The 23859-nt window shown below is 58.3% G+C and carries 23 protein-coding genes; 5 read left to right on the forward strand and 18 right to left on the reverse strand.

All coding sequences use genetic code 11. The features are described 5' to 3' along the window. Positions 1–24 precede the first annotated feature (24 nt). Both J5278_RS19810 and J5278_RS19815 read right to left on the reverse strand, forming a co-directional pair. The gene (locus tag J5278_RS19810) at positions 25–432 is read right to left on the reverse strand and encodes a response regulator (RefSeq protein WP_209188300.1); all 408 of its coding nucleotides are present in this window, start codon (positions 430–432) and stop codon (positions 25–27) included. A 13-nt stretch (positions 433–445) separates the two neighbouring features. Beyond that, positions 446–1555, reverse strand: a complete 1110-nt coding sequence (locus J5278_RS19815) for a histidine kinase dimerization/phosphoacceptor domain -containing protein (RefSeq protein WP_209186941.1) — start codon at positions 1553–1555, stop codon at positions 446–448. 739 nt (positions 1556–2294) lie between these two features. On the opposite strand from J5278_RS19815, the gene J5278_RS19820 reads away from it, so the two are divergent. Further along, positions 2295–2468: a diguanylate cyclase domain-containing protein gene (locus J5278_RS19820; RefSeq protein ID WP_247749502.1), complete on the forward strand. Its 174-nt coding sequence runs from the start codon at positions 2295–2297 to the stop codon at positions 2466–2468. Between the two features lie 101 nt (positions 2469–2569). On the opposite strand, the gene J5278_RS19825 is transcribed toward J5278_RS19820, so the two are convergent. Next, the gene (locus tag J5278_RS19825; RefSeq protein WP_209186939.1) at positions 2570–4558 is read right to left on the reverse strand and encodes an AI-2E family transporter; all 1989 of its coding nucleotides are present in this window, start codon (positions 4556–4558) and stop codon (positions 2570–2572) included. 66 nt (positions 4559–4624) lie between these two features. Between J5278_RS19825 and J5278_RS19830 the strand changes: the two genes are divergently transcribed. The 3 genes from J5278_RS19830 to J5278_RS19840 all read left to right on the forward strand — a co-directional run bounded on the left by J5278_RS19830 (position 4625) and on the right by J5278_RS19840 (position 6989). Further along, on the forward strand, positions 4625–4849 hold the full coding sequence (locus J5278_RS19830; RefSeq protein ID WP_209186938.1) for a hypothetical protein: 225 nt from the start codon (positions 4625–4627) through the stop codon (positions 4847–4849). Then, complete coding sequence (locus J5278_RS19835) at positions 4825–5955, forward strand: putative zinc-binding metallopeptidase (RefSeq protein WP_209186937.1); 1131 nt, start codon at positions 4825–4827, stop codon at positions 5953–5955. Before J5278_RS19830 ends, J5278_RS19835 begins: the two co-directional genes overlap by 25 nt. 87 nt (positions 5956–6042) lie before the next feature. Then, a protein-coding gene (locus tag J5278_RS19840; protein WP_209186540.1) for an IS630 family transposase occupies positions 6043–6989 on the forward strand; the annotation gives its coding sequence in 2 pieces (ribosomal slippage) (positions 6043–6382 and positions 6382–6989; 948 coding nt in all). 132 nt (positions 6990–7121) lie between these two features. Here the strand turns inward: J5278_RS19840 and J5278_RS19845 are convergent. The 5 genes from J5278_RS19845 to J5278_RS19865 form a co-directional block, all read right to left on the reverse strand. Beyond that, complete coding sequence (locus J5278_RS19845; RefSeq protein WP_247749320.1) at positions 7122–9359, reverse strand: PAS domain S-box protein; 2238 nt, start codon at positions 9357–9359, stop codon at positions 7122–7124. Positions 9360–9704: 345 nt separating this feature from the next. Next, positions 9705–9914, reverse strand: a complete 210-nt coding sequence (locus J5278_RS19850; protein ID WP_209186072.1) for a hypothetical protein — start codon at positions 9912–9914, stop codon at positions 9705–9707. Positions 9915–10025: 111 nt separating this feature from the next. Then, entirely contained in the window at positions 10026–10352 is a 327-nt protein-coding gene (locus tag J5278_RS19855; protein WP_209186071.1) for a hypothetical protein, read from the reverse strand. A 309-nt stretch (positions 10353–10661) separates the two neighbouring features. Beyond that, positions 10662–12578 carry a methyl-accepting chemotaxis protein gene (locus J5278_RS19860; RefSeq protein ID WP_209186070.1) on the reverse strand — a complete coding sequence of 639 codons (1917 nt, stop codon included), beginning with the start codon at positions 12576–12578 and terminating at the stop codon, positions 10662–10664. 440 nt (positions 12579–13018) lie between these two features. Then, entirely contained in the window at positions 13019–14293 is a 1275-nt protein-coding gene (locus tag J5278_RS19865) for a DUF2254 domain-containing protein (protein WP_209187857.1), read from the reverse strand. Between the two features lie 36 nt (positions 14294–14329). Between J5278_RS19865 and J5278_RS19870 the strand changes: the two genes are divergently transcribed. Then, the gene (locus J5278_RS19870; RefSeq protein ID WP_209186068.1) at positions 14330–14578 is read left to right on the forward strand and encodes a hypothetical protein; all 249 of its coding nucleotides are present in this window, start codon (positions 14330–14332) and stop codon (positions 14576–14578) included. A gap of 510 nt (positions 14579–15088) precedes the next feature. Here J5278_RS19870 and J5278_RS19875 read toward each other — a convergent pair. From J5278_RS19875 to J5278_RS19920, 10 genes are all read right to left on the reverse strand, one after another. After that, entirely contained in the window at positions 15089–15850 is a 762-nt protein-coding gene (locus J5278_RS19875; protein WP_209186067.1) for a 5-formyltetrahydrofolate cyclo-ligase, read from the reverse strand. Beyond that, the gene (locus J5278_RS19880; protein WP_209186066.1) at positions 15847–16710 is read right to left on the reverse strand and encodes a creatininase family protein; all 864 of its coding nucleotides are present in this window, start codon (positions 16708–16710) and stop codon (positions 15847–15849) included. Before J5278_RS19880 ends, J5278_RS19875 begins: the two co-directional genes overlap by 4 nt. Then, entirely contained in the window at positions 16703–17728 is a 1026-nt protein-coding gene (locus J5278_RS19885; protein ID WP_209186065.1) for an ADP-ribosylglycohydrolase family protein, read from the reverse strand. Before J5278_RS19885 ends, J5278_RS19880 begins: the two co-directional genes overlap by 8 nt. Further along, entirely contained in the window at positions 17725–18651 is a 927-nt protein-coding gene (locus J5278_RS19890) for a carbohydrate kinase family protein (protein WP_209186064.1), read from the reverse strand. The genes J5278_RS19885 and J5278_RS19890 overlap by 4 nt, the downstream gene beginning before the upstream one ends. Next, positions 18651–19757 (reverse strand): ABC transporter ATP-binding protein, encoded by a 1107-nt coding sequence (locus J5278_RS19895; RefSeq protein ID WP_209186063.1) that lies wholly within the window; start codon positions 19755–19757, stop codon positions 18651–18653. Before J5278_RS19895 ends, J5278_RS19890 begins: the two co-directional genes overlap by 1 nt. After that, complete coding sequence (locus tag J5278_RS19900; protein WP_209186062.1) at positions 19754–20587, reverse strand: nucleoside phosphorylase; 834 nt, start codon at positions 20585–20587, stop codon at positions 19754–19756. The genes J5278_RS19895 and J5278_RS19900 overlap by 4 nt, the downstream gene beginning before the upstream one ends. Positions 20588–20589: 2 nt before the next feature. Next, positions 20590–21384 carry an ABC transporter permease gene (locus J5278_RS19905; protein WP_209187854.1) on the reverse strand — a complete coding sequence of 265 codons (795 nt, stop codon included), beginning with the start codon at positions 21382–21384 and terminating at the stop codon, positions 20590–20592. Further along, entirely contained in the window at positions 21381–22241 is an 861-nt protein-coding gene (locus J5278_RS19910) for an ABC transporter permease (RefSeq protein WP_209186060.1), read from the reverse strand. Before J5278_RS19910 ends, J5278_RS19905 begins: the two co-directional genes overlap by 4 nt. 61 nt (positions 22242–22302) lie before the next feature. Further along, positions 22303–23340 carry an extracellular solute-binding protein gene (locus J5278_RS19915; protein WP_209229525.1) on the reverse strand — a complete coding sequence of 346 codons (1038 nt, stop codon included), beginning with the start codon at positions 23338–23340 and terminating at the stop codon, positions 22303–22305. A 40-nt stretch (positions 23341–23380) separates the two neighbouring features. Beyond that, a complete protein-coding gene (locus J5278_RS19920; RefSeq protein WP_209186058.1) occupies positions 23381–23836 on the reverse strand; it encodes a hypothetical protein in 456 nt (151 codons plus the stop codon). Positions 23837–23859 lie beyond the last annotated feature (23 nt).

Consider the following 23859-nt stretch of genomic DNA (forward strand, 5'->3'; position numbering starts at 1 on the left):
TTTTCCGGTCGGAAGCGGCCAGTGTCAGGCCACCGACGGAGCAACAATCAGGCTTGGCGGAGCGGCCAATCCGACGTCGCCGCGCAGGTGGCGTGCGATGTAGTCAAGAGCATTCTGGAGGCCGTTCATGGTGTAGGGCTTCTCGATAACACCGAGCGCCCCGACAAAGTCTTCGGGAATGCGCTTCAGGTTGCCCGTAACGAACACGTACGGAATGCCGCACTCCGCGAGATGCTTTCCAACGTCCAGCCCCGTGGGTCCGTCCGTGAGATGCACGTCTACGAAGGCGAACTCGGGCTTCTGGTCTTCGAGGATGGCGAGTGCCTTTGTCCTGTTCATAGCCTGGCCGATGACCAAATGGCCCGCCGCTTCGACTTCCTCTTCGAGTTCGAGTGCCAGTAAGGCCTCATCTTCGACGATCATGATTTTCAAACTATGCTCCATGTCAGTTGTCCACCATCAAGGTGACGCTGACCGTTGTCTGCCGACCCTTCACCTCTCGTTCGATCGCAGCCTCGACCTGACGGCAGCAGGTTTCCAGCATAAGTCGCCCGAATTCGTCGTCTTCCTCGTTGACTGCAACCGGATCGGCCGTGTCGGTCACCGCTATGAGGAAATGGCCGTTTGGACGATTGACCGTCAGGTGGATTTCCCCGCCGCCGTCCCGCAACCCGCGCCTAACCGCATCGCCGACGAGTTCGTTGACGATCAGCGCCAGCGGAGAGGCCTTAGCGGCAGGTACCAAGACGGGCGATAGGTCCATCGTGATCCTGATGTCGTCACGTCGGAGCGATCCCACAAGATCGACCACCATATCGCGGGCGAAGTCGGCGACGTCGAAGCGTCCGACATCATTGGAGGTGAAGAGTTTGCGCTGAACCGTGCTGAGGGCCTCTACGCGGTTGAGCACAGACAGAAGGGTATGGCGGACGGTTTCGTCCTTGGTCTTCCTGGCCTGAAGCTTCACAATCGACGAGATGGTCAACAAGTTGTTCTTAACCCTGTGGTCCACTTCGTGAACCAATGTTGTCTTCGCGTTGAGCGCCTGAGTGAGTTCGCTGGTGCGAGCCGCAACTGCAGCTTCGGCCTCCCTGCGCGCCGATGCAGACTGCATCTGCTTCATCTTGTCGTCGGTGAAATCAAGCTGGGAGGCAAAGTAGTAGATTGCCTCGCCGTGTTCCTTAAATACCGGGCTGATGAACAGCGCGTTCCAGAAGGTTGATCCGTCCTTCCGATGATTGACGACATCGATGGCTATTGAACGCTGCTCCTTGATAGCGTCCCTTATCATCTGGACTGCCGCTGGATCGGTCTCTGGGCCCTGAAGAAAGCGACAGTTCCTTCCGACAAGTTCGTCCGCTTCGTAGCCCGTCAGATCGCTGAAAGCCTTGTTGGAGAAGATGATCGGATTGTCGTACTGGCGGGGATCGGTGATGATCATAGGCATGCGAGTGGCTTTGAACGCCGCCGCGAAGGGGTCCTCGGATGGGTGCTCGGCGAGGAGCTTGTCCCCGGCGCTTTGTGCGCCCCTTTTCGCCGAGATTGTATCGTTCATTGGGATCCCTACTTTATCAATCAGCTGACAACGCATACGCCACCCAAATGTTCCTGGTTGCCGGCCGGGTTCTTCAGAAGCGGATGGCGCGCCCCTCGTGTTTCAGGTTTAGACGACGAAGCTAGCCCGTCAACGCCATGTCCCGCGCCTTGATAGGAATGGAACCATTGCTCCTTACTCACAGAGCGCCTTTTCCAACGAAAACAACGGATCGAGGCATTTGTGAGCAGATGTTCCCCCTATTTCGTTCATATCCTATGTTCGCCGGAGCATGCATTATTCTTCGACATCGTATAGCCGGTGCCATTTCGAGAATGTAATTATACCGAGTATGTTTGCCGTAGCTTGTCCCCGCAAAATTGTAATATATTCGAATGAGTGTCCGTCAGGATCATTGAAGTAAACGCTGGAGGCTGGCATCCAGGGAAACACGGTGGGCTCCTGGATTTGGTCTCCTGCGCCATTTCGAGGAACAGTGCCCTTTGAGCGCAAGTAGGCAGGAGCCTCGGTGACTTCATCGATCGTCGTCCGAAAAGCAATGTGCAGCTTCATTCGTAAGGGAGAGCTCTGGATGGACCAGAGACCCAGAATGGATCGTTCACGCCCGCCGGTCCACAGGAATGCCACGTTTCGCTCCGGGATAGTGTGCGCCAACTCCAGACCTGCAATGTTTTGGTCGAAATCAACTAAGCTAGCACAGCCTTCTTCTCGGTTGCAGGCAGGGCTTATGGAAAGCGATATGCTGGCACGTCTCGGTGGAGACACGTTCGCTATTTTCATTGACAGCATTAATGACCGGTCCAAGGCCGAAGAGGTCGCGGAACGCCTGCTTGTTTGCCTTTGCACACCCCTGACCATGCTCGGCGGCGAGTTGCTCGTGTCCGCCAGTATTGGTATCGCGATTTTTTCCTGACGATGGCGATAGTATCGACGTTCGTCTTTTAGGCACTGCACTCGTTGGCCCAACTCGACGTCCGGCCCCTCGCCGATGGCGTATCAATGGAAGCGCTACCACTAAGCCACTATCGTCGAGAGCTTCGGTTCGCGAGGTCTTCTAATGCGCTTCATGGCACTTGCTGTAACTGTTTCGGTGTCGCTGAGCGCGCCACGGATCGCATCCGATATGCCTGTGACCACGAAATCAGCGTCGATTTCAGCCGCTGCGACCGGACTTTCCAGCTGGCCTTCGATGCCGGTCATGACGATCCCCACCCGCAGCGACGGCTTCTGTCGTTTCAGGCGACGCACGGCCTGTCTGGCATGGGCCTTGGAGCCAGAATTGAGGAACGCGATGAGGACGGTATTGACATCTGCGAGACGCAGGAGGTTGACGGTTCTGCCACTAACAGCCGAATGCTCCGCCTGAGACACGGTCGCGCCCTGAATGGCCAGGACCTGCGATATCATCGACGCGGCTGCGTCGTCGATCGGGCCCCTGCCACCGATGCAGAGCACGGACTTGCCGTCGCCAAGCGGCAGATGTGGTCCTCCAAGACTTCGTTCCGGCGTGGCTGGTTCGTTTTCAGCCAGCCCGTCTTCGCCTCCCTCTTCGATGGCAATGTCAGCCAGATTGCCAATCAGCGTCTGCGTCGTCGAAGCAAACAATGTGACCTGCGCTTCTGTCATTACCCCCCTTTGCCGATCCAATTCGCCAAGCCGAAGTGCAGGAAGCCCAACCTTCTCGTAGTAGTCGATCAGATACTCGTTCTCGAGGAAATCTTCGGCGTTGTCCGTTGCCTCGTTCGGGTCGCCGGCAAGCAGTCTTTGGTAGAGCTTCTCCTGCGGTTGGAGGACGGGCTCGTTTCCAAGGAGAACATCGAGGAAGCTGAATTGTGGAACATACCGGCCGAGAACGACAAGGCAGACTGTCAGTGGGGTCGACAGCATAAGGCCGACGGGCCCCCAGAGCCATGACCAGAAAATGGCAGATACGATAATGGCGAGCGGCGACAGACCCGTATGGCTTCCATAGAGCCATGGTTCGACAACATTGTTGCTTATCAGTTCCGTGACGATGAACAGCGCGGCGACCCAGGCGACCAGCGACCATCCCGGGGCAATTGCGAGCGCCAGGAAAAGCGGTAGGGTCATGCCGATAACGGGTCCGATGTAGGGAACGAAACGCAGAACGAGCGTCAGCAGCCCCCAGAGGATGGCGTTCGGTATGCCGAGCAACCAAAGCCCGATCGCAATGGGAAGCGCGTAAAGCGTGTTCACAACCAATTGCATCAACAGGTATTTGCCGACACGCTTGCCTGCATCCTGAAGGGCCGCCGTCGTCCGATGCAGATCTCCCAGTCCGACGAGACGAATGAATCTGTCACGAAGCTCCTCCCGTTCCAACAACATGAAAATCACGAGGACGATGACAAGGCCTGCCGTCGCAAACGGGCTAATCAGCGGCAGGATGAAGTTGCCCAGGGTTGCGACCGGATTGGAGCGCGTGACAATCTCCACCGGCATCGGGTCGCGGCGGCTGGTGGAAGGTGGGGCGTCTTCCTTGCTCTCTTCGGCGGTGTCCTTCATTTCCGAGCCTATGCGCTCAACGACCTTGCTGAGATGTTCAACGACGCCGTTGCTAGACCCCGCCTGGCTGAGGGCGTGGACCTTGCCGACGATGTTGCGCTGATAGGTCGGAATGTTGTCGGCGAGGTTGGCAACCTGTCCGGCGACTATGAAACCGAAGGCTGCGATGACGAGAAAAGCCGTCGCGACCGCTAGAAGGACTGCAGCAATCCTTGGCACGTATCGCTTGCGCAGGAAGCTGACAATTGGAGCGAGCGTAAAAGTCAGCAGAAGGGCGAGCGCCAGCGGAACGAACACCTCCTGCCCAACGTAAAGTATAGCCGCAACGCCGATGAGAGTAAGGATCGTCCTACCCGAAAGCGTCGGGGCTGTCAGGGAACCTGATGCAGTCGCAATCGCCGTTGCTCCGCTGGTTTTAATATCCGTGTCGCCCAATGCCGCCTCCTGCTCGAAGTCTTGTCGCCGACGATCCGGCATCGACGCTTAAATGCGTCAAGGCGGAGACTTATCGAGGCATAGAGCAAAATTTATTCTGAGCAGCCGATGCCGACCGAGGAACCGTCTGAAAGGCAGATCGAAGCAAATCGTTTGAGGGCGAACCACGGCTCCTGGCAGTCGAAAAGAGTGGCCTCCGCCATCGTCGTATCGGGCGCTCTTGAAATTTTTCAGATCTCCGATTTTGCCGCGCATACTTTTTGCAGTCTCGTGCGTTTACGAGCGATTTCCAACGAGCGAGGGTATTCATGCGGCTTTACCAATGTGATGTGAGCGGCTTGCCTCTGTATTTTGACAACCACTTCAGCGTCGGGGCTAACAATGCGCCCGTCGGCTTTGCAGCCGACACGCTAACCCTTCACACCCTGACCAATGCGGGAGACAGGACCTACACAATAGCCTGCCGGCCCGGCGAAGTGTTCCGGCTGTGCTCGAACGCGGCAATCGATGGCAGTAACTGGCTGGTTGCCGCCGACGACACGAACTTTCTCGGCATTCCCGCACGGTACAACCGCGTCATTCCGAACACAAACACGCCTCAGGGCCTCGAGCGCTTCCATAAGATCGGTGCTGCCCAGCGCCATCTTTTCTATTCGATACTCCGTTTCGGCATTCCATGCCCTGACAGGAAAGCTGATCCAAAGCGCGGCCTGGTCTTCGATTTTCTTGACGACGCCGTCGACTCGGTCGGTAACCTCGTTCCCGCGATGACCGGCCACGAGGACGGGTTGATCAATCTGCGGGCCGCCGAGGCCGATGACGTGGTTCGCGAGACTGTTCGGGTGTCCATGGGCGAGCCGTACCGTACGCTGCTTGAGCACTTCCGCCACGAGATAGGCCACTTCTTCTTCGACCAGCTTCTGCTTGAGAGCGACATGCTCGAAGAAGCACGTCACCTGTTCGGAGACGAGCGAGAGGACTACGATGCCGCGCTTAGGAAGAACTATGAGGAAGGCGCACCTGCCGACTGGCAGCAACGGTTCATCTCGACCTATGCAAGCTGTCACCCTGCCGAAGACTTTGCCGAGTGCTGGGCACACTTCTTCCATATCATCGATACGTTGGAATCTGCACGCTCGTTCGGTCTGTCAATCGAGCCTTTCCGCCACCGCGATCTCGATGCCGAGGTCTCTTTCGACCCGTATCGTGCCGATAGCGCTCAAAAGCTTGTCGACGCGTGGATTCCGATCAGCCTGGCGCTAAACACTTTCCAGCGCTCAATGGGGCAGAATGACATCTACCCCTTCGTCATGCCGCCGGCTGTCGTCGAAAAATTGGATTTTATCAATCGCGTAATCAAGGCTGCGCGAGAAGGTACGCTGGGGAAGTCGGTCGCATCACTCGGACAGCCTGCGAATATCCAGTCCGCCGCTGTTTAGAGCGGTTCCCTGACTGATTGAATCTTTGGGGCTTTGCAAATCGGTCCGGGTCTGATTCAAGCTATCTGCCGATGGAGGTCGGCGGATATGTCAAAATTCCTTTCTGTCGATCTGCGCGTTCGTGTTGTTGCTGCGGTTTCTGCTGGTGCAACGCATCGAGAAGCCGCCGAACGTTTCGGTGTGAGTGCCGCAAGCGTCAGTCGCTGGCGAAATTTGCAACTGCGGCAGGGTGATGTGCGGCCTGGCCCGCTTGGCGGGGATCGCAATTCCCGCAAAACCGAGGCGCATGGGGAACAGATCATGACCTGGCTCGCCGAACATCGGGACGGAACCCTGTTTGAACTCCGCGACGCGTTGGCGGAGCAAGGCATCACGATCAGCAAGTCGGCCTTGCACCGCTTCCTTGTCCGGCACGGCCAGACGCGTAAAAAAAGACTGGCCACGCGATAGAGCAGAGCCGGCCCGATGTCTTGGAGCAGCGCCAGCGCTGGTTCGACGACCAATTGGATCTCGATCCCGCCAAGCTCGTCTTTATCGACGAAACCTGGACTGCGACGAACATGGCTCGCAGCCATGGACGCTGCAGGAAGGGAGAGCGCCTGCGAATGGGCTTTCCTCACGGCCACCGCAAGACGACGACGCTGGTGGCGGGTTTGCGCAGCACAGGCATGGTTGCACCGCTCGTGATCGACGGGCCGATAAACGGAGACTGGTTCGAGGCCTATGTCGCACAGGTGCTGGTTCCGACATTGAAGCCTGGCGATGTTGTCATCCTCGACAATCTTTCCAGCCACAAAAGGCCCGCTGCCCGCGCGTTGATCGAGACTGCCGGTGCACGCATGCTTTTCTTGCCGCCCTACAGCCCCGACTTCAACCCTATAGAAAAGGCATTCTCAAAGCTGAAAGCACTCCTGCGCAAGGCGGCAGAACGCACTGTGGCAGGCCTTTGGGACAGGATTGGAAAACTGATCGACCTCATTGAACCTCAAGAAGCCCGAAACTTCTTCACCTCCTGCGGATATGATCCAGAATGAAAGGGAAACGCTCTAGCGCATTTCTTGCAAGCAATTCTTATCCCCGCCGGCGGGGCGTGGTCTAGGTTCGGGATGCCGCAGGTCAGGCAGGGTCGAAGATCGGCGGCAAATTGGTGCTATTTCCGCTGACTGCTAGGTCAGAGACGAGGCAGGTGCGGTGAACACAGCATAGAGTCCTGCTACGCAAAAATCCAAATGCACGTTCCTCGCACCATTAATTCCTAGGCTGATCAGCCGAGACCCAAAACCACGACGTGCCGGGGGTGTAGCTGGCGGTCCACCAACTTCCCGCCACGTCAACTTGAAGACATCGGTCTCGATCGACCAATGGACTTCGACCTTTCCTCCATCGACCGACAAAGCTCCATACTTGACCGCATTGGTTGCCATCTCGTGCAGCAGCAGTGAAAGCGACAGGGCCGTCCTCGATCCAAGAGTAATGTCAGGTCCGCTCAGCTCAAATCGTTCCGATCCCGTCTGCGGAAGAAGTATGCGTTCGACAAGATAGTGGATATCTGTCGCTTCCCAATTGGTCTGCAGAAGAACATTATGAGCGTTTCCGAGCGCTGCTAGTCTTTGAAAGAAACTTGTGGATGCCGCTGGATCCACCTGCCGGAGGCTCTGCGAGGCAATGGCTTGCACGACTGAGAACGTGTTTTTCACTCGGTGTGCCATCTCCTCCATCAGCAACTGCTTCTGCTGCTCGGCATATTTGATTGCAGTGATGTCGACGGCCGTGCCAGAGAACCGCGGAGGTTTTCCGTCGACCTGCACGAGCTTGCCCTTACATTCGACCCAGCGGACATCCTTCCCGGGAACTGCAATTCGATAGTCGCTGACGAAGTCGGCTCCGAGTTCGAACACATCGCGTATCTTTTCGTTGAGCTGCTGCAGGTCATCCGAATTGACAAACTTCTGGTATTCCTCGACCGTCACTCCGGAGGCCGTTTTTTCCGGGTTCAGACCATACATGGCTGCAAAATTGGCATCACCGTGGATAAGCTCGCTCTCGAGCATCCAGTTCCAGATGCCGACGCCCCCGGAAGCGCCGAGGGATACTTTAAGCCGCTCCTCGCTTTCTACCAGCAGAGCCTCAGCTTCCTTACGGCCTGTGATGTCGAAAAACAGCGCTGAGAAGCTCTCACCCGTCTCTTTTTTGCTTCGCACCTCCAGCCAAAGGTCAAGTTCGGTAACAAAAAACTCAAACGACTGAGACACCCCGGTATCAACCGTGAGCGCGAACCTCTCGATAAGCCACTGAGGGATGTGCGTGGAAAGATCGCGGATAGTCTTTCCGACACAAGTAGCCGAAAGCCCCAAAAGCTCCATGAAAGCCGGGTTGATCTCCATGAAGCGGTAGTCGACAGCCCTCCCGTGGCCATCTCTTATCAATTCGCCGAGAAAGAACCCTTCTCCCATGTTTTCGAAAAGTTCCCGCCAGCGCTTTTCGCTCGCCTTTACCTGATCTTCGGCCACGCGCTGCGCAGTGCGATCACGCAAGATCTTGATGAAGCCGACGGTCGAGCCATCGGCCGCCTGCAATGGCATCATCTCGCCATTTGCCCAAAACCGCTCGCCGCCCTTGCGTAAATACCACCGTTCGTCCGCCCCTCGACCGCGTGCCAAAGCGTTGCTCATCTCGACGTCTGCGACATGTTCAGCCCGATCTTCGGGAGTGAAAAATAGTGAGACATGTTGGCCAAAAGCTTCCTCTCGGCTCCAACCGAGAATTCTATTCGCGCCTTCGTTCCAGTCGGTAACTAAACCTCCGAGATCGAGTACAACGATCGCGTAGTCAACGGCGCTCTCGAACACCGCCCGATATCGCGCTTCGCCGCTTTGGGCCAGTCGACGCGAGTTCGCTTCTGACTGCAACGCCTGCCGTAGATCGAGCTGGGCCATGACCTGCTTGGCCAACACGCGTAGAGTCCTCTGCTGCATCTCGTTCAAAACACGAGGCTCATAATCCAGAACGCAGACTGTCCCAATCGGCAGGTTGTCGGGGGTCTTCAAAACGGCCCCTGCATAGAAGCGAAGATGCGGATCACCAGTCACGAGCGGGTTGCAGTCGAAACGGTGATCCTTCGTGGCATCCGGCACCATCAAGAATTCGTCCTCGAGAATGGCCTTGGCGCAGAAAGAACTGCCGAACGGCGTCTCCCGGACGCCCAGTCCGACCTCCGCTTTGAAGAACTGTCGGCTTTCCCCGATCAGGTTGACGACAGCGATCGGCGTCCCGCATATTTCGGACGCAAGCTGAGCAATGTCGTCGAAGTCCTTCTCGCGGGGACTGTCCATTATACCATAGCGTGCAAGCGCCTCGAGACGAGCTCGTTCTGTAGCTTCGACGTTGACTGCGACTGTGGACAATGGTGGCCCCTGGGATACCAAGACCAACATGGCTTAGCTTTCCGATACACTCATAAGCGGATCTTAGGCGTTGGCAAGCCGGTCGACGCCTCCGTCATACTCACTGAGCAAGACCAGTATCATGGGCGCGTCTGCAAGTTTTGATGGGCTCGCACACATTTTGAGATTAATTCGTCTCTAACAAGTTGAGTAAAAGCTTTGCGCTTGAAAAGATACGAACTGCCGACCTCGCAAAAGAACTTAAAACGTGCGCAAAATCAAAGGTCCGAGGCGGAAAGCATATCTATGGAACTCATTTGCATGGTGGATGTGAATGTATTCAGATCTATGCCTGATGCGCTTGCCTCAACGGTTGTCAAAAAGAGACTTGAGCTCCGTAAAATCGATCTTCGACCGTAACGCCATTGGCTTGGCATTGGCCATCATACCAACCACATGAATCCAACATCCGTTGCGACTGTTTCGAATGCCGCAAATTTGATGGATTGGAATAAAATACGTCTCGACAAGATCGCCTTTGAAGCCAAACGATTCAACTTCTACGAGGATGCTCATTAAAAATCTCTACCCATGCCAATTCCAGGAAATTTAGCCAATCTTATACCCGCCCGCTTCAGCATGACATGCTGTTGACAGCCGTGTCGCTCCAATTCGACACCTCATTGTCTATTGCACCAGCTTCGGTTTGGTACCCTTCGGTGGCTGTGGAGCGCTTGGGGTTTCTGCGGGTGCGAACTTTGCTATGCGATCCGCAAATATCGAAACGTCTTTGCCAAGTCCATCGGTATTTGCAGTGAGAATTTCGGTGATCATCTCGCGCATTCGATCCGCAGCCAGTGCTGCGTCAATAAGACTGGACCCCGCGAGTTGTTCGATAACAGACAACACGGCAATCTGCGTGGTGGCGATCATGGCGAACTGCTTTCGCGAAGCCTCGATGACTGATCGGAGCGCTTTATGAATGTCATCTAAAGTCTCTTTGACGTCGCTCACCGGTCATCCTTTCCTGGAGCACGAGGAAAACAGCTTGTGCACTTTGAATCTGAGAGTGCTGCTTCTGGCACGCTGAGGTATCAAACCATGTAGCATCCGAGGAAGAATGGGCTGAGTGGCCGGCGGCTGTATATCAGAGAGTTGTTCAAACACCCGTCTCATGAATACCAAACCCTCTGAAATAGGTCCGTTAGATGCGTTGCGACAACCCATCCGCGGATCTCGCGGATGGCGAATATGCAGCCACAAAGTTTTTGCTCTCGAGTTTAAGCCCAACATTCTCCTGCACATAAAAGTCTGTCGCGAACGTCAGAATTCTGTCCACTCCTCCTGTTTCAAAGCTGTGTTTCCACGGGAAGTGACCCGTGGCAAGGGCGTCGCCCGTTGCGACTTCATTGCGGATGCTGTTTGGCGAAGTCCAGCTGTTTGCGATCTTGCGCTCCCGCCCAGTTGAAACTGGCTGATTAGCTCACGCAGGTGCCCGGCTTCTGAGGCAAGGGTGGCGCTGGCAGCGTTGCTTTCCTCGACCATGGCTGCGTTCTGTTGCGTAACCTGGTCCATTTGGTTCACCGCCGTGTTGACTTCCGCCAACCCCACAGATTGTTCACGGGCTGATGTCGCAATAGCATCCATGTGTTGGTTGACGGTTACGATGTAACCCTCGATGGTCTTCAGCGCATCTCCGGTCTCGCTCACCAGTTTGACACCGCTTTGCACTTCGAGCGAGGAATTGCGGATGAGTTCCTTGATTTCCTTGGCGGCTTTTGCGGAGCGCTGGGCAAGTTCCCGGACCTCCTGTGCCACGACTGCAAATCCCTTTCCAGCTTCGCCTGCACGAGCGGCCTCAACGCCTGCGTTCAGGGCCAGGAGATTTGTCTGGAAAGCGATTTCGTCGATCACGCCAATGATGTTGGAAACCTGGCTGGAGGATTCCTCAATTTTCTGCATGGCATCGACGGCGTTCGCGACGACCTTGCCAGACTGGGCAGCACTCGAATTTGCTTGGATAGCAACAGATCTAGCTTCTTCGGCACGCTTTGATGAATTAGACACGTTGGCTGTGATCTGATCGAGTGCAGCGGCCGTTTCCTCGAGGGACGCGGCCTGTTGCTCGGTCCGCTTTGACAGATCCTCGGTGCCTTGGCTGATCTCGCTTGTCCCATTTTCGATTTGCCCTGCGACCTGCGCAACGGACCGCAGTGTATCTGCAAGCTGTCCTACCGCACCGTTCAAGTCATGACGAAGGGCGTCGAAATCAGGAGCGAATGCTTCATCTATTTGAAAGCTAAGGTCGCCGGAAGCGAGACGACGAAGACCGCCGGCGAGACCTGTCGTCGCTTCCTGCAAACGGATCTGTGCCGCACTTTCAGCCTCGGCTGTCAAACGAACTCGATCTGCCTCGCCTTGAATCCGCGCGGCTTCAGCCTCATCTTCAAGACGTTTGTTGGAAATTGCCGCCAAGCGGAACACTTCGACAGCACTTGCCATCTCGCCGATTTCATCGGCGCGGCCGACGAAGGGAACGGAGCTCGTTCTATCCCCACCAGCCAGTTTGGTCATAGCCGCCGTGATCTTGGAAATTGGCCGGCTAATGCCTGAAATCGCAAACCACACTGCGCCAAAGATAATCGTAAGAATGCCGCCAATCGCTGCATAGGTGATTTCGATTGTGGATGAGAACTCGACCGCACTGTCACCGGCCGCTTTTGTTGCGCCGTTTTTGTTCACAGCGACGAGCTGGTCAACAAGATCAGCCATCTTGTCGGCAATTGGGGACATTTCTTTATTCATGACCGCCTTGGCGTCATCATCCTGCGAAGCCGCAGAAAATTTGACGAAACGCAGTCCTACCGCGCTGAGGCGTGAAAGATTATTGCGAAGGTCTCCGAGCAGGCCTCGATCATTGTCATCCAGACCAAGAGCTTCGTAGTTCTTGAACTCGTTGGCGATCCGCGCCGTCCCCGTATCGATAGAGGTCTGCGCCTCACTCTGTGTCTTCTCGTCGGATGCTGCGAGATGCTCCAGATATGCCACACGCAAGTCGGATAAGGCTGTATCGATTTCCTTCGCGGTGGCGACGCTTGGCAGCCAGTTGGTCGATATTGCGATGACGTTGTCATTGGTCGCCGTCAGCGAGCGAACTGCAAAATAAGAGAAAGCGACAATTGCAAATGCTACGACGGATAGAACGCCAATCAAGGCGGTTTTGATTTTAGGGCGTGTCACGGGGAAGCTCCTTAACGGCATGGGTGTGCATATCGGCGAAATATGCTGGCCAGAAGCAAACCATCTGCTTAGGTTCAGCTCAAAACACACAGCCATCGTGTGCTATCGAGTTGGAAACATAAGGGGAATATTTCAGACGATAGTTAAATTATACGTAAGATGCAGCTCTGTATCGAACGTCCGCGCAAGTCAGACGCAAACCAAGCCTATGCTGGGTGGTACAAACATGACCTGGTTCGTTTCGTTACGGATGAGATATAGGATTTATGTGATCAATTGGGCCATCACATGGTCAAGCACCTCATAATGAGCAAGTCCCTGACTCCCCGACGTGCTCATTGGGGCAGCTGCAAGGCTGCTGCAAGCCCGCAAATGAGCGGCGCAACTGCACAATCAGTGGGGCGGAGCCGCCGCAAACGGTTTGTCCGGGGCCACAGACTTCATTGCTGGACGTCCATGACTGCATTCGCCGCGAGTCTGAGCCTCTGCCGGTCGGCTTCTAGGTCGAGGGCCAGCTCGGCGCGCGCAAGCGCCTCCTTCGAGTGGCGCAAGGCATTGTCGCGATAACGAGGCTGGGGGAACCTTGCCAGGATAGCGAACACCTTCTGCAGCCTCAGGCCGATCTCGACGAGGGCAGCGCCGTCGCGCGCGATCAGTGTGAAGAGATCGTCGAAGAGGTCGTCCAGATCGATCGCCGGAACATAGATGTCTGGAAAAAGAACATCGCCCTGGACCTTTTCATCGAGAGGCTCTGTCCAAACAGCCAGGACGCGCAGCGCCCGTGAAATGACGTCGATCGCTGTGCCTGGGTCGTTAACCGCGGGAGAGAGGGCGCGCGAGGCGATTTCCGCCAGAACAGATGCCCCGAAACGAGGGTCCTGATCGTAGGATCGGGTATCCTCAATGGAAAAGCACTTCACACAGGCGGCTGTGACATGCTCCTTCTCTTGGTTCAGGCCATCAATCCAGGCAATCGGACTTGTCGGATCGACAAGCTTGCCGGGAATCATCCTCACGTAGATACGCACCTTCGATTCCGTGGCGATCGATGACAGCGCATTCGTGTCGAGATGCTGCACATAGCCGATGCGATTGATAAAAATTGGCTTCGCTGATGAAGGGATCTCGTTGGCGTTCGGCAAACGGTTTCCGCCCAGATAAGGCCGTTGGCGCCGAGCCCGCATCGCTTCGATAGCGACCTTTTCGACCCGTTCCGTCGTCTCTGTCACGCGTCCCAGCCTCGAAAGATGGTCTATCCAGCGTAGCAGCGTGACAACGATCAGAATGATCACGCCGATCGTTACGACGAACAGCACAACCCGGCCGCTATCTCCATAAGCCCCAGTGCTGAGCGCGATGATGCCCACCAGACTGAACAGGAACGAGCCCATGAATGTCGCAAGGACATTTTGAGTGGTGCTGTCCTCCATGACCAATCTGGTGGCGCGTGGCGTCACATTGCTGGTCGCTGCGGAATATGCCGAGACCATGGTGCTGAGCGAAAATGTCGTCACCGTCAGCATACTGGACGCGATGATTTCCAGAATGTTGTCGACAGCGTCAGCACCGATCTGCGTGGAAAGATGATCTGGGATAAATGGGCCAACGACAATGGCAAGGAGAGCGGTGGCGATCGCAAGAATGGAAAATAGCGTTGCTCTAAACCAGATGCGGCGGGCAATTTGGGAAAGAAGCCAAACCCAGCGAGAATTCATGTAGTTGGATCCAGTTTGAGTGAATAGAAATACATAGTGCACGACGACCAGAAGTCACTGCAGCGGACGATGCCCGGCATACAGTGTCCAAATGTGGAAGTTTCACAAGAAATTACATCTGGGGCGTTGCAGCCTACTCAAGCAGATCCTTTCTGCGGATCGAGTGATGACTATTGGGTCGACCCTAGCCGGATCGGCATTGGTGGCCGCCGCGATCTCGCCATTAAAAAGACCTTCGTCGTGGCTTTGGTTGCCACGCAGATTGCCGCTAATTCCGCTCAATAAGGGGCTGCCTTCGCCCTTCTCCTCCAGCTCGGCCCCAATGTCGCCCATCCAAAAGCTTCAGGCGCGATTAGCTGCCCTATCAAGCAACATGAACTTCTCACCGGGAACAGCTGGTCGGTCCTCGGTGGCGTCCTTAAGGTTGGTCAAAAGCAACCCGACCCTACCGGAGTGCTGATCGTGATCCAGCTCTTATGGCGCAACAAAGGCGGAGGTAGCACCCGGCCTTGACCGTTGGTCCCCGAAGGTCTCAATAATCGGGCCGAAAACAGCCATCTTCCATCTCGAAAACGAGAACGAACCATGCTAGACTTCCGGTTACCGGGAGTGCTTCAACAGTTCGTCGCCATGCACTCGGTTACCCGCAATTGTTTTTCAGTTCCATCCCGCCGCCGTACTGCACAAATAATTCGCTACCTTCGCCTCTAAGCTTTCGACGCATGGAAAATTGCGGCCTGCATCGCCTGAAAAACTTGACGTGACAGCAACCCCGAAGGCCCCCCAATCCGCAGGTCAATTTTTCTCGAGCCGCCGGCGCAGCATCTCCAGGAAGGGGATGTTCTCATATTGATCAGGCTGGACCATGTCCCAGGCAACTCCGGAGGGGCGCGGCATATCGTTGTGGGTTGCAATCAATTCGTGCTCGGTGGCGATGTAGTCGAGAGGGCTGTCATGGGCGAGCATGGTCATCTGCTCCTCGGGCACCAGCTGGGATGAATGAATGCTGGTCGCCATCGGCGTCTCCGGTCCGATGATGCCCAATTCTCGGAAGATGCCGGTTTCAAGATCGGCGAAGCCCGCGCCCTTGCCGGTTCGGCCGCCCGAGCGGCTGACGGCCACCGAGCCGACGATGCAGAAATCAAGCTTCGGCACATCGTCGAAATCGATGCGCTCCCCATGGGCCATATAGCCCTCGGCGGTTGACGCCAATTCGAAGGTCACGCCCTTTTCGATCAGCTTTGCGGGGTCGATGCGCAGATAGGGAAAGGATTTTGTCAGCTCGGGAACCGGGCAGAACAGGGTCTTGCCGTCGTAAAGCGCCCGCATCCGCAATGGGATCTGCGGCGGATCCGGATTGCATTTCACCATGCGTGCCGATTTCCAAGCATCCGTCTGAGCCAGCCTCCAGGCGGCCAGGTCGGCGCCCACAAAGTTCGGGATGTGGCTGACTGCAGGGCCGATGGCGACGCCTGTTTCTTCGAGGAGATGCCAGATAGCGTTGCGCACTTCGTCCTTTTTCATGCTGCGCCCAGCCCAGCGTCCATGATCGTTCATTCCTGAATTCCTTTTCCGTTTCCAAGGGGTTCGTTTATGTCAGCGGCGACACCTGTCATGGCCGACAAGCGCGTCTCGTCGAAGGCGGCGATGTCGCCGATCACCTGGATCAGACGCTCCGCGGCACGTTCGACCAGCGCATTTCCTTTTTCCACTGTTGCCTGCCGCGCATCGCCGGAAGCACCCGATGGGTGCAGATCCTGCATCATCCAGCCGAAGCCTGCCATGCGGCCATTGCCCGGATCGGTCTGCAGCAGCGAAAACGCTGTTTCCAGGTCTTTGGCGCGGGAGGGAAAGTCGGCGATATGGTCGGTTGCGACGAGATGCGGATAGAGATGCAGCATCATCGAGGTTTCGATGGCGCCGCCATGGATGCCGAAGGCGATTTCATCGTCGCTGAATAGTCCTTCCGGATAGCCGGCATCGAACCAGCTGGCGTAAAAGGCCATGGCGCCGAACCGCTGGCGCAGCATCAGCGCCGTCGGCTGCAACTGCTTGACCTGGCCACCATGGCTGTTGAACAGCAATACTTTGGTGATGCCGGCCCGCAGGGCGCCTTCCAGCACCGTTCCCCAAATCTCCATGGTCGCAGCCGCCGTATGCGACAGCGTGCCGGGAAAGCTCAGATGCTCCATCGAATTGCCGATCATTTGTTCCGGCAGGATGACGACGGGCATATCGGGCGCCATGCGCTCGATTGCGTGGGCAAGAATGCCGCGATTGATCAGCGCATCGGTGCCGACAGGCAGATGCGGTCCATGCTGCTCGACCGCCGCAACCGGAAGGATGGCGATCGTGCCGGGCGGCAGCGCCGCGATCTGGCGCGTCGACAGTTCGATCCAGTAACGGGAATCAGACATGGGCGACCTCCGCCAGTTGGGCTGCAAGATCGCCAAGCGTCAGCCCGTTGACACGCTGTACCTCGGCTGTGACATCAAAGTCGAGATCGTCCGTACCGAAGGCCGCCGCGACGGCGCCGGCGAACATGGCGATAGTGTCGCTGTCATTGCCGCCATTGACGGCCGCAAGAATGGCCTGCCAGGGCGAAAACTCGGCCGCGATGACGAGACCGAAAGCCACGGGAACGGCTTCCACCATGGCGACGCCGTTGCCGATCACCGCTTCGAGCTCCGTCATTGCCGCCCGCGGGCGCCCGATGAAGCACCGGCCGATATCGACGGCCATCTCCAGCCGCCGGACCATATCGGCGCCGCCGGTCACGCGGCCGCTGCGTTTAGCTTCGGCCTCGCCGATCCGTGCTGCTTTTATGGCTGCGTCCAGCAAATTGTCGCGACTGCCGCCGCCAAGGCCGTGGGCAATCGAACCGGCAATGGCGGCGGCACCTGCGTAGGCGATCTGCGTGTTGTGGGTCGGTGCGGAAAACGTCACGGCGATTGCGGCCGCGCCTTCGATGTCGCCGGGTCGGATGCATCCCGCCACCGGCGCCCGCATGGCAGCACCGTTCGAGGTGCCGAAGACGCAGGAATAGACTCCGGGATCGGCCACATCCTGCGGCCCGGTGCCGAATTGCAGCTTTTCCAGCGCGATCCGTGTGGTCGGGCCCGCAAATCGTGTAAACATTTCCGTGTCCGTGGTCCACAGAAGCAGTCCGTCTATGGCATCGTTCAGTGTCGGATTGCCCTTGGCGCGGATGGCCATTTTCGCCATGCACAGCATCTGGGTTGCGTCGTCGGTCAGGCGGCCGGGCTCCAGACCCCGTGCAAATGGTGCAAGCGGCGGCGGCGGCGTCAGGCTGGTGACGGGGCCGCCGAAGACCGCGCCAATTTCGTCGCGATGCATGCCCTCGGTGGCTGCGCCCAGCGCGTCGCCGACGCAGGCGGCCAGCAGAACGGTGTGAATGTTGGAAACCAGTGTCAATTGATCCTCGTCGTCGTCGGTGTCATGTCGGATGCCGCGGCGGAAAGTGCGGCAAGATCGAAGGTGCGTCCGGCCAGGAACCAGCCGGAGGCGCAGTTGGCCATGGCGGCGGCATGGAAGGGCGCGTGGCTTTCGGCGAGCGCCAGTGCAAAGGTGGCAATGAAAGTGTCCCCGGCTCCTGTCGTGTTGTCCGCTTTGACGCGCCATGCTGGCAGATGCGCCAACTTGCCGTCGGCGGCGACTACCACGCCTTCGGCGCCCAACGTCACGCAGGCAGCGCGCCGTCCCACCGAAAGCTTTGCGGCAAAAGCATAGGCAGCATCGACGTCGCGGCTGCCCATGCGGGCCGCCAGTAGCTGCCCGTTCGTGCAGATAACGTCGATGTCGCGGGCCGCCTCCATCGCGGTATCGAAACCCCAACGGTCGACTTCCGGCCATTCCAGGTCGAGCAGTGACAGGCCGCCGACAGCGCGCACCCGCTCGGCGGCGAGCCGGACCGGCTGCGGATGGAACATATGAGTGACGAGAATGGCGCTCTTGTCGAAATGCGACTGGGCGCCGTAGCGCATCAGCCATTCCTCGGGGATCGGCACGAGAATGATCGCCTTTTCTCCGGTATCGTCGATGATCAGCACGGCGACGGGCGTGCGCTCGCCGGAAAGGCGCAGCACCGAATCCGTGCGGATGCCGGCTGCCTCGTACGCTGCGATCAGCTGGTCGCCGGCCGCATCTGCGCCAACGGCAGTCTCCAGCACCACTTCGGCGCCAAGCCTTGCGGCCGTCCTCGCAACGAAGGAAGCCGGGCCGCCGGGAAGGAATTCAGTCTTGCGCGTGAACACCTTCTCGTCGTGGCGAGGAAGGTGCGGCACGAAATACAGGCTGTCGAGCACGACGACGCCAAGCACGTGGAGGGAAGCAGGCATCAGGAGATCTCACTCATTGGGTTTGTGTGGAGGCGAAACCCGGTTTCCGGGTCGAAGACCGGCGGCATGGCATCCGGCATCAGAACGCCGATGTCCGGTCCGGTGAACGTCATGGTCCCGGTCGTGCGCACAAGAACCGTCTGGTCGCCGATGGCGACATGCGCCAGCCTGTCGCTGCCCATATATTCGACTGTGCGGAGAGTGCCCGGCAGACTGTGCCGCGTATCGCGCGGCACCAGCGTCAGGGACTCCGGCCGAAGCGCCAGATGAAGGGCACGGCGATTGAAGGTGCCGAGTGCTGCTCCGACCCCTGACGGCGGCGACCAGACGATGTCGCCGTCGAGCAGGATCTCCCCGGTTAGGGACTTCCTGACGAGAAAGAGACTGGCCGGAGGACTGCCGACGAAAGCGGCGACGAAGGCCGTCTGCGGCTGCTCGTAGATCACTTCCGCTGTATCGTGCTGGAGCACACTGCCCTGTGAGAGAACCGCGATCCGGTCGGCCAACGTCAGCGCTTCCGCCTGATCGTGGGTGACCATGATCGTGGTAAGGCCGGTGCGCTCGTGCAGTTCACGCAGTTCGACGCGCACCGAGTTGCGGAGCACCGCATCCAGGTTGGAGAGCGGCTCGTCAAGCAGGAGCAGTCGCGGCTTGATGGCGATGGCGCGGGCGATCGCGACGCGCTGCTGCTGCCCGCCTGAAAGCTCGGAGGGTCGGCGCTCGGCATAATCGCGCAGCCGCACCACGTCGAGCGCCTCGTCGACCAGCGGTACGATCGCACGCGCATCGATCTTGCGCATCTGTAGGCCGAAGCCGACATTCTCACGCACGCTCATATGCGGAAACAGGGCATAATTCTGGAACACCAGGCCGATATCGCGCTTCCACGGTGGCAGGTCGGTGATATCTAGGCCGTCAAGCACGATCTTTCCGCCATCGGCGTTCAAGAGGCCGGCGATGATCCGCAGCAACGTGGTCTTGCCGCAGCCGCTCGGGCCGAGCAGCGCCAGAAACTCGCCGCGCGACACGCCGATGTCGATCGCCTCCAGCGCCGTGGCCATGCCATAGCGTTTGCCAATTCCTTCGATCGAAAGATAGTCGCTCATGGTTTCCCTCCGCGGACACGATCGGCTCTGGCAAGCCGCGCAAGGCCCGACAGGCCGACCCTGATCGCCTCCTGATGCCCGGCGCCAGAGCGGTGCGCCTCGCCGGTCACGACATTGTCGCCGACCGAGCAGACGGATCCGCCGCGGTGGCCATAAAGCCGGGCGAGAGTCAGGATGGCGGAGGTTTCCCGATCGGTGTTCAGAATGCCGGCGCGGCGCCAGTAGTCGATGATGCCCGCATGCTCGTCCTGCAGATAGCCGCCCGGTCCAGGGCGCCCCCATCCGGTATATTCGCTGTCGCCCGAGCGGGTGATGCCAATATGGTGGGGGCTCGCGATGTCGCGGGCGGCATCCGCCAGAAATCCCACCAGTTCATGGTCGGCGACCGCCGGATATTCGGCCCGCACATGCGCCTTGCTCATGCCCTCGTCGCGCACGGCACCGGCGCTGATCACCAGATCGCCGACCTTAACCCTGTCGCTCCAGCCGCCGCAGCCGCCGATACGCAAAACGGCGCTGGCGTCTGTATAGTTGAACAGGTCCATCAGCGCCAATTCCGCCTCCGGCGCGCCGCTTCCGCCGGACACGACGCTGATCGGCACGCCCTCATAGGTGCCGGTGACGGTGGAAAACAGCCCGGTCAGCGCCACGGTTCGCGCATCGTCGAGAAACGAGGCGATGTCGCCGTCGCGGCCGTCGGACGATACCGTCAGCGGATCGCGGACGGCGAGCACCACGTAAGGGGCGACGTCGGCGCGCTGAAAGCCCGTCAGGGTCGGAATGCCGTCGCGGGCGAACTGGGGCATGGTGGCTTTGTAAGGATAACCCATGTCTAAACTCTCCTGGACCATTTGAAGATGAATTCGCCGAAAACGACGACGAGGAGGATGACGCCGATGATCATGGCGCCGATAGCCAGTGTGATCGGGTCGATGCCCTGGCCGCGCAGCTGCGAATAGAGCCGTACGGGGAAAGTGATCCAGGCAGCACCAGCGATGAAGGTGGAGACGATGACATCGTTGAACGACACTAGGAACGAAAAAGCGGAACTGACGAGAAGCCCCGGCAGCACCAGCGGCAGCGTTACGCGCCTAAAAGCCGTCAAAGGCGGCGCGCCGAGGCTCTTTGCGGCCAGTTCAAGATTGGGATCGACTTGGCCAAGCGTGGCGATCATGATGCGGACCGTAAACGGCAGCGTGATCGTCGCATGCGCCAGCACCAGCCCACTGAGCGACCCGCTGATACCAAGGCGCGAATAGATCTGCAGGAGCGCGATGGCCCAGACGATCAGCGGAAGCGTCAGCGGCGCCAGCAGGATCACCTCGAAGACCAGTTTGCCCTTGAGGTTGCCCCGCACCAGCGCGATGGCCGAAAGCGTGCCAAGAACCAGCGAGACGATGGTGGCGAGCGTGCCGATGAGCGCGCTGTTTAGGAGCGCCCGCTGGTATTCTGCACTGGCAAAGGCCGCCTGAAACCAGCGGGTGGACAGAACCTGCGGGGGAAAGCGGAAGAACTTGCCATCGTCGAACGCCGAGAAGATCAGTACAATGATCGGCGACATCAGGAACACGAAGACGAGTGCCGTTAGGATCGTCCAGAGGACATGGATGCTTCGCGACTGTCTCATGCGACCGCCCTTCGATGCGCCATCCGCTTTTGCGCAAGCGATGCAGCAAGCGCGATCAGCGCCAAGATCGCCAGCATCACAACGGCAAGCGCCGAGGCGAACGGCCAGTCTAGCACCAGCGAGGCCTGCTGGAAGGCCATGGTGGCGAAGGTTGCGACCTTGCCCTGCCCGAGGATCTGCGGCGTGACGAAGGAGGTCAGTGCCGCGCAGAACACCAGCAGTCCGCCGGCCAGCAGACCCGGCATCGACAGCGGCAGGAGAACGCGCCGCCAGACGTTGCGGCGCGATGCGCCAAGGGACATCGCGGCATCCTCGTAGTCGGCAGGAAGCCGGTCGAGCACGGTGACGAGCGGCAGCACGGCGAGCGGCAGGAAGGACTGCACCAGTCCAATCAGAATGCCCGTGCTGTTGCCAAGAAAGGAAATCGACTTATCAATCAGCCCCAGCGCCTTCAGCGCGCCGTTGACAACGCCGAGCGTGCTCAAAAGATTGACGAGGCCGAGTGTCGGCAACAGGGCGCCGCTGACAAGCGGAATGAGCATCAGCGCCATCAGCAGTCCGCGGGCACGGCCGGCTTTCTTTACCATGAAATAGGCGACTGGCAGCGCGATGGCGAGACAGATCAGGGTGGTTGCGGCGCTCAGCCACAGGGTTGTCAGAAGCCCGCGCAGATAGAGATTGTCCCCGAAGATGCGCTGGTAGTTAATCAGCGTGAACTGCGTGTCCAGCAAGAGAGAACCCGGCTTCTGCGTCCAGAAACCCATGACCAGCAAGAGGATGAAGGGAACTAGAAACACGCAGCCGATCAGAAGCGTCGCCGGCGCAAGGAGGAGATAGGCAAGGGGACGGCTGGACATGGTTTGCGTGCTTTCGGTTGAGCCCTGCGCGCAAGGAGCGCGCAGGGAGGGGACGGGTCCGTTATTGGCGGAGGATTTCCTTGTTCCAGCGTTCGGTCCAGGCGCCACGCTGGCTGATGATGTAGGGCCAGTCGAGCTGTACGAGGCTCTTGACCTCTTCCGGCGTGTTGATCGTATCAGCGGCGGCCTTTTCCGACAGCACGACCTTGGAATTGGTCGGGCCGAAAAAGATTTCCTCGGCATAGGCGGTCTGGTTGGGAACGCCGAGCGCCAGATCGATGAACATTTTTGCAAGCTCTGGATTTGGGCTATGGGCCACTTGGCAGATCATATCGCGAACCAGAACCGGGCCAGGATTCTTCGGGAAGGCGAAGCCGATGTTCTTAAATTGCTTCAGACCTGCAAGCACATAGCCACTGATCATCGGTGCCATCGCTACTTCTCCGGAATCCATCAGCCCGAACACTTCATCGAGACTTGTGTAGGTGAGCTTGGGAGGTCCAAGTTCGGCAAGCTTGGCAAAGGCGGCGTCTGGATCGTGTTCGTCCTTACCGGCGAGCTTTGCTGCAATCCCGAGGATTCCATCGCTTTCCGAGCCAGGATACGCGGCCTGTGCAATCATGCCTTTATATTCCGGCTTCCACATATCGACCCATTCGGGCGGTGTCTTGACCAGGTTCTTGTTGTAGGCGATGCCGAGGCCGACCAGCGACATGGCGTAGCAGCCCTGGTTCATGCCCGGCCAGATGTCGGCATAAACAGGGTCCTTCTCGTCAGGGGCGACGACGAGACCATCCTTAAGGGCCTGCGGCGCCTCGTAGATGTTCTGGAAGGTCACGTCCATGGTTGGATTGCCCTTTTCGGCCACCATTTTAGACATGCGGTCGCCGCTACCGCCGAGTAGGAATTCGACCTTCGCGCCGGTCGCCTTTTCTAGCGGCTCGGCAGCATTTTTACGCAGTAGGCGCTCGATATCGCCACCCCAGGTGCCGACCACCAGAGTCTTGCCCGTGAAGTCCTGAGCTCCCGCAGGCAGAATGCTCATGGTCAGAAATGTGCCGGCCATCACGCAGGCTATGGAACGCAGTCGAGTATACATCGTGAAGTTCCCTTTTATGATTGTGTTCTGGTTTCAAGTTTCAGTTTTGGACGTCGGTGCCGCTGCCAAGCATCTGTGTCAGCTCAGCTTTGGCGATCTTGCCGGTGGGAGTCATCGGCATCTCCTTGACGACAACGATCTTCAGACAATCGATATCGTAACTGGTCGTGTTCGAAAGATGCGTCTTGCAGGCGGCAGCATCCAGCGGCCCCACGCCCGAGAGCATGACGGCTGCAACCGGGCGCAGGCCGTTGTCTCCAGGCACGCCGACTAGTGCCGCGTCCCGGATGGTCGCGATCGCGCAGAGCGCTTCCTCGATATCGCGCGGGTACCAGGACCGATCCCCAACGCCCAGCTCATGCAGCAGGCCGGCGAAATCGCCCATGAGTTCGGCGGCTTCGCCATAGGTCAGGCCGCGGTTACGGTCGACCCAGTGGAAACAGTCGCGGTCGGGATGACGTGTGGCGCCGTCCAGAAGAAGTCCATGCATCAGCATTGTGAAGAACCTCGCATGATTCA

The sequence above is a fragment of the Rhizobium sp. B21/90 genome (assembly GCF_019355815.1).
Classification (GTDB): domain Bacteria; phylum Pseudomonadota; class Alphaproteobacteria; order Rhizobiales; family Rhizobiaceae; genus Rhizobium; species Rhizobium rhododendri.

What these genes read in the sequence shown, in the direction of transcription:
- J5278_RS19850 (WP_209186072.1), bottom strand. Translation starts at nt 9,914, where the DNA reads ATGAGCATCCTCGTAGAAGTTGAATCGTTTGGCTTCAAAGGCGATCTT.
- J5278_RS19815 (WP_209186941.1), bottom strand. Translation starts at nt 1,555, where the DNA reads ATGAACGATACAATCTCGGCGAAAAGGGGCGCACAAAGCGCCGGGGAC.
- J5278_RS19920 (WP_209186058.1), bottom strand. Translation starts at nt 23,836, where the DNA reads ATGCTGATGCATGGACTTCTTCTGGACGGCGCCACACGTCATCCCGAC.
- J5278_RS19910 (WP_209186060.1), bottom strand. Translation starts at nt 22,241, where the DNA reads ATGTCCAGCCGTCCCCTTGCCTATCTCCTCCTTGCGCCGGCGACGCTT.
- J5278_RS19830 (WP_209186938.1), top strand. Translation starts at nt 4,625, where the DNA reads ATGCCGACCGAGGAACCGTCTGAAAGGCAGATCGAAGCAAATCGTTTG.
- J5278_RS19835 (WP_209186937.1), top strand. Translation starts at nt 4,825, where the DNA reads ATGCGGCTTTACCAATGTGATGTGAGCGGCTTGCCTCTGTATTTTGAC.
- J5278_RS19880 (WP_209186066.1), bottom strand. Translation starts at nt 16,710, where the DNA reads ATGTCTGATTCCCGTTACTGGATCGAACTGTCGACGCGCCAGATCGCG.
- J5278_RS19890 (WP_209186064.1), bottom strand. Translation starts at nt 18,651, where the DNA reads ATGCCTGCTTCCCTCCACGTGCTTGGCGTCGTCGTGCTCGACAGCCTG.
- J5278_RS19905 (WP_209187854.1), bottom strand. Translation starts at nt 21,384, where the DNA reads ATGAGACAGTCGCGAAGCATCCATGTCCTCTGGACGATCCTAACGGCA.
- J5278_RS19820 (WP_247749502.1), top strand. Translation starts at nt 2,295, where the DNA reads ATGCTGGCACGTCTCGGTGGAGACACGTTCGCTATTTTCATTGACAGC.
- J5278_RS19895 (WP_209186063.1), bottom strand. Translation starts at nt 19,757, where the DNA reads ATGAGCGACTATCTTTCGATCGAAGGAATTGGCAAACGCTATGGCATG.
- J5278_RS19865 (WP_209187857.1), bottom strand. Translation starts at nt 14,293, where the DNA reads ATGAATTCTCGCTGGGTTTGGCTTCTTTCCCAAATTGCCCGCCGCATC.
- J5278_RS19875 (WP_209186067.1), bottom strand. Translation starts at nt 15,850, where the DNA reads ATGAACGATCATGGACGCTGGGCTGGGCGCAGCATGAAAAAGGACGAA.
- J5278_RS19825 (WP_209186939.1), bottom strand. Translation starts at nt 4,558, where the DNA reads ATGCCGGATCGTCGGCGACAAGACTTCGAGCAGGAGGCGGCATTGGGC.
- J5278_RS19915 (WP_209229525.1), bottom strand. Translation starts at nt 23,340, where the DNA reads ATGTATACTCGACTGCGTTCCATAGCCTGCGTGATGGCCGGCACATTT.
- J5278_RS19900 (WP_209186062.1), bottom strand. Translation starts at nt 20,587, where the DNA reads ATGGGTTATCCTTACAAAGCCACCATGCCCCAGTTCGCCCGCGACGGC.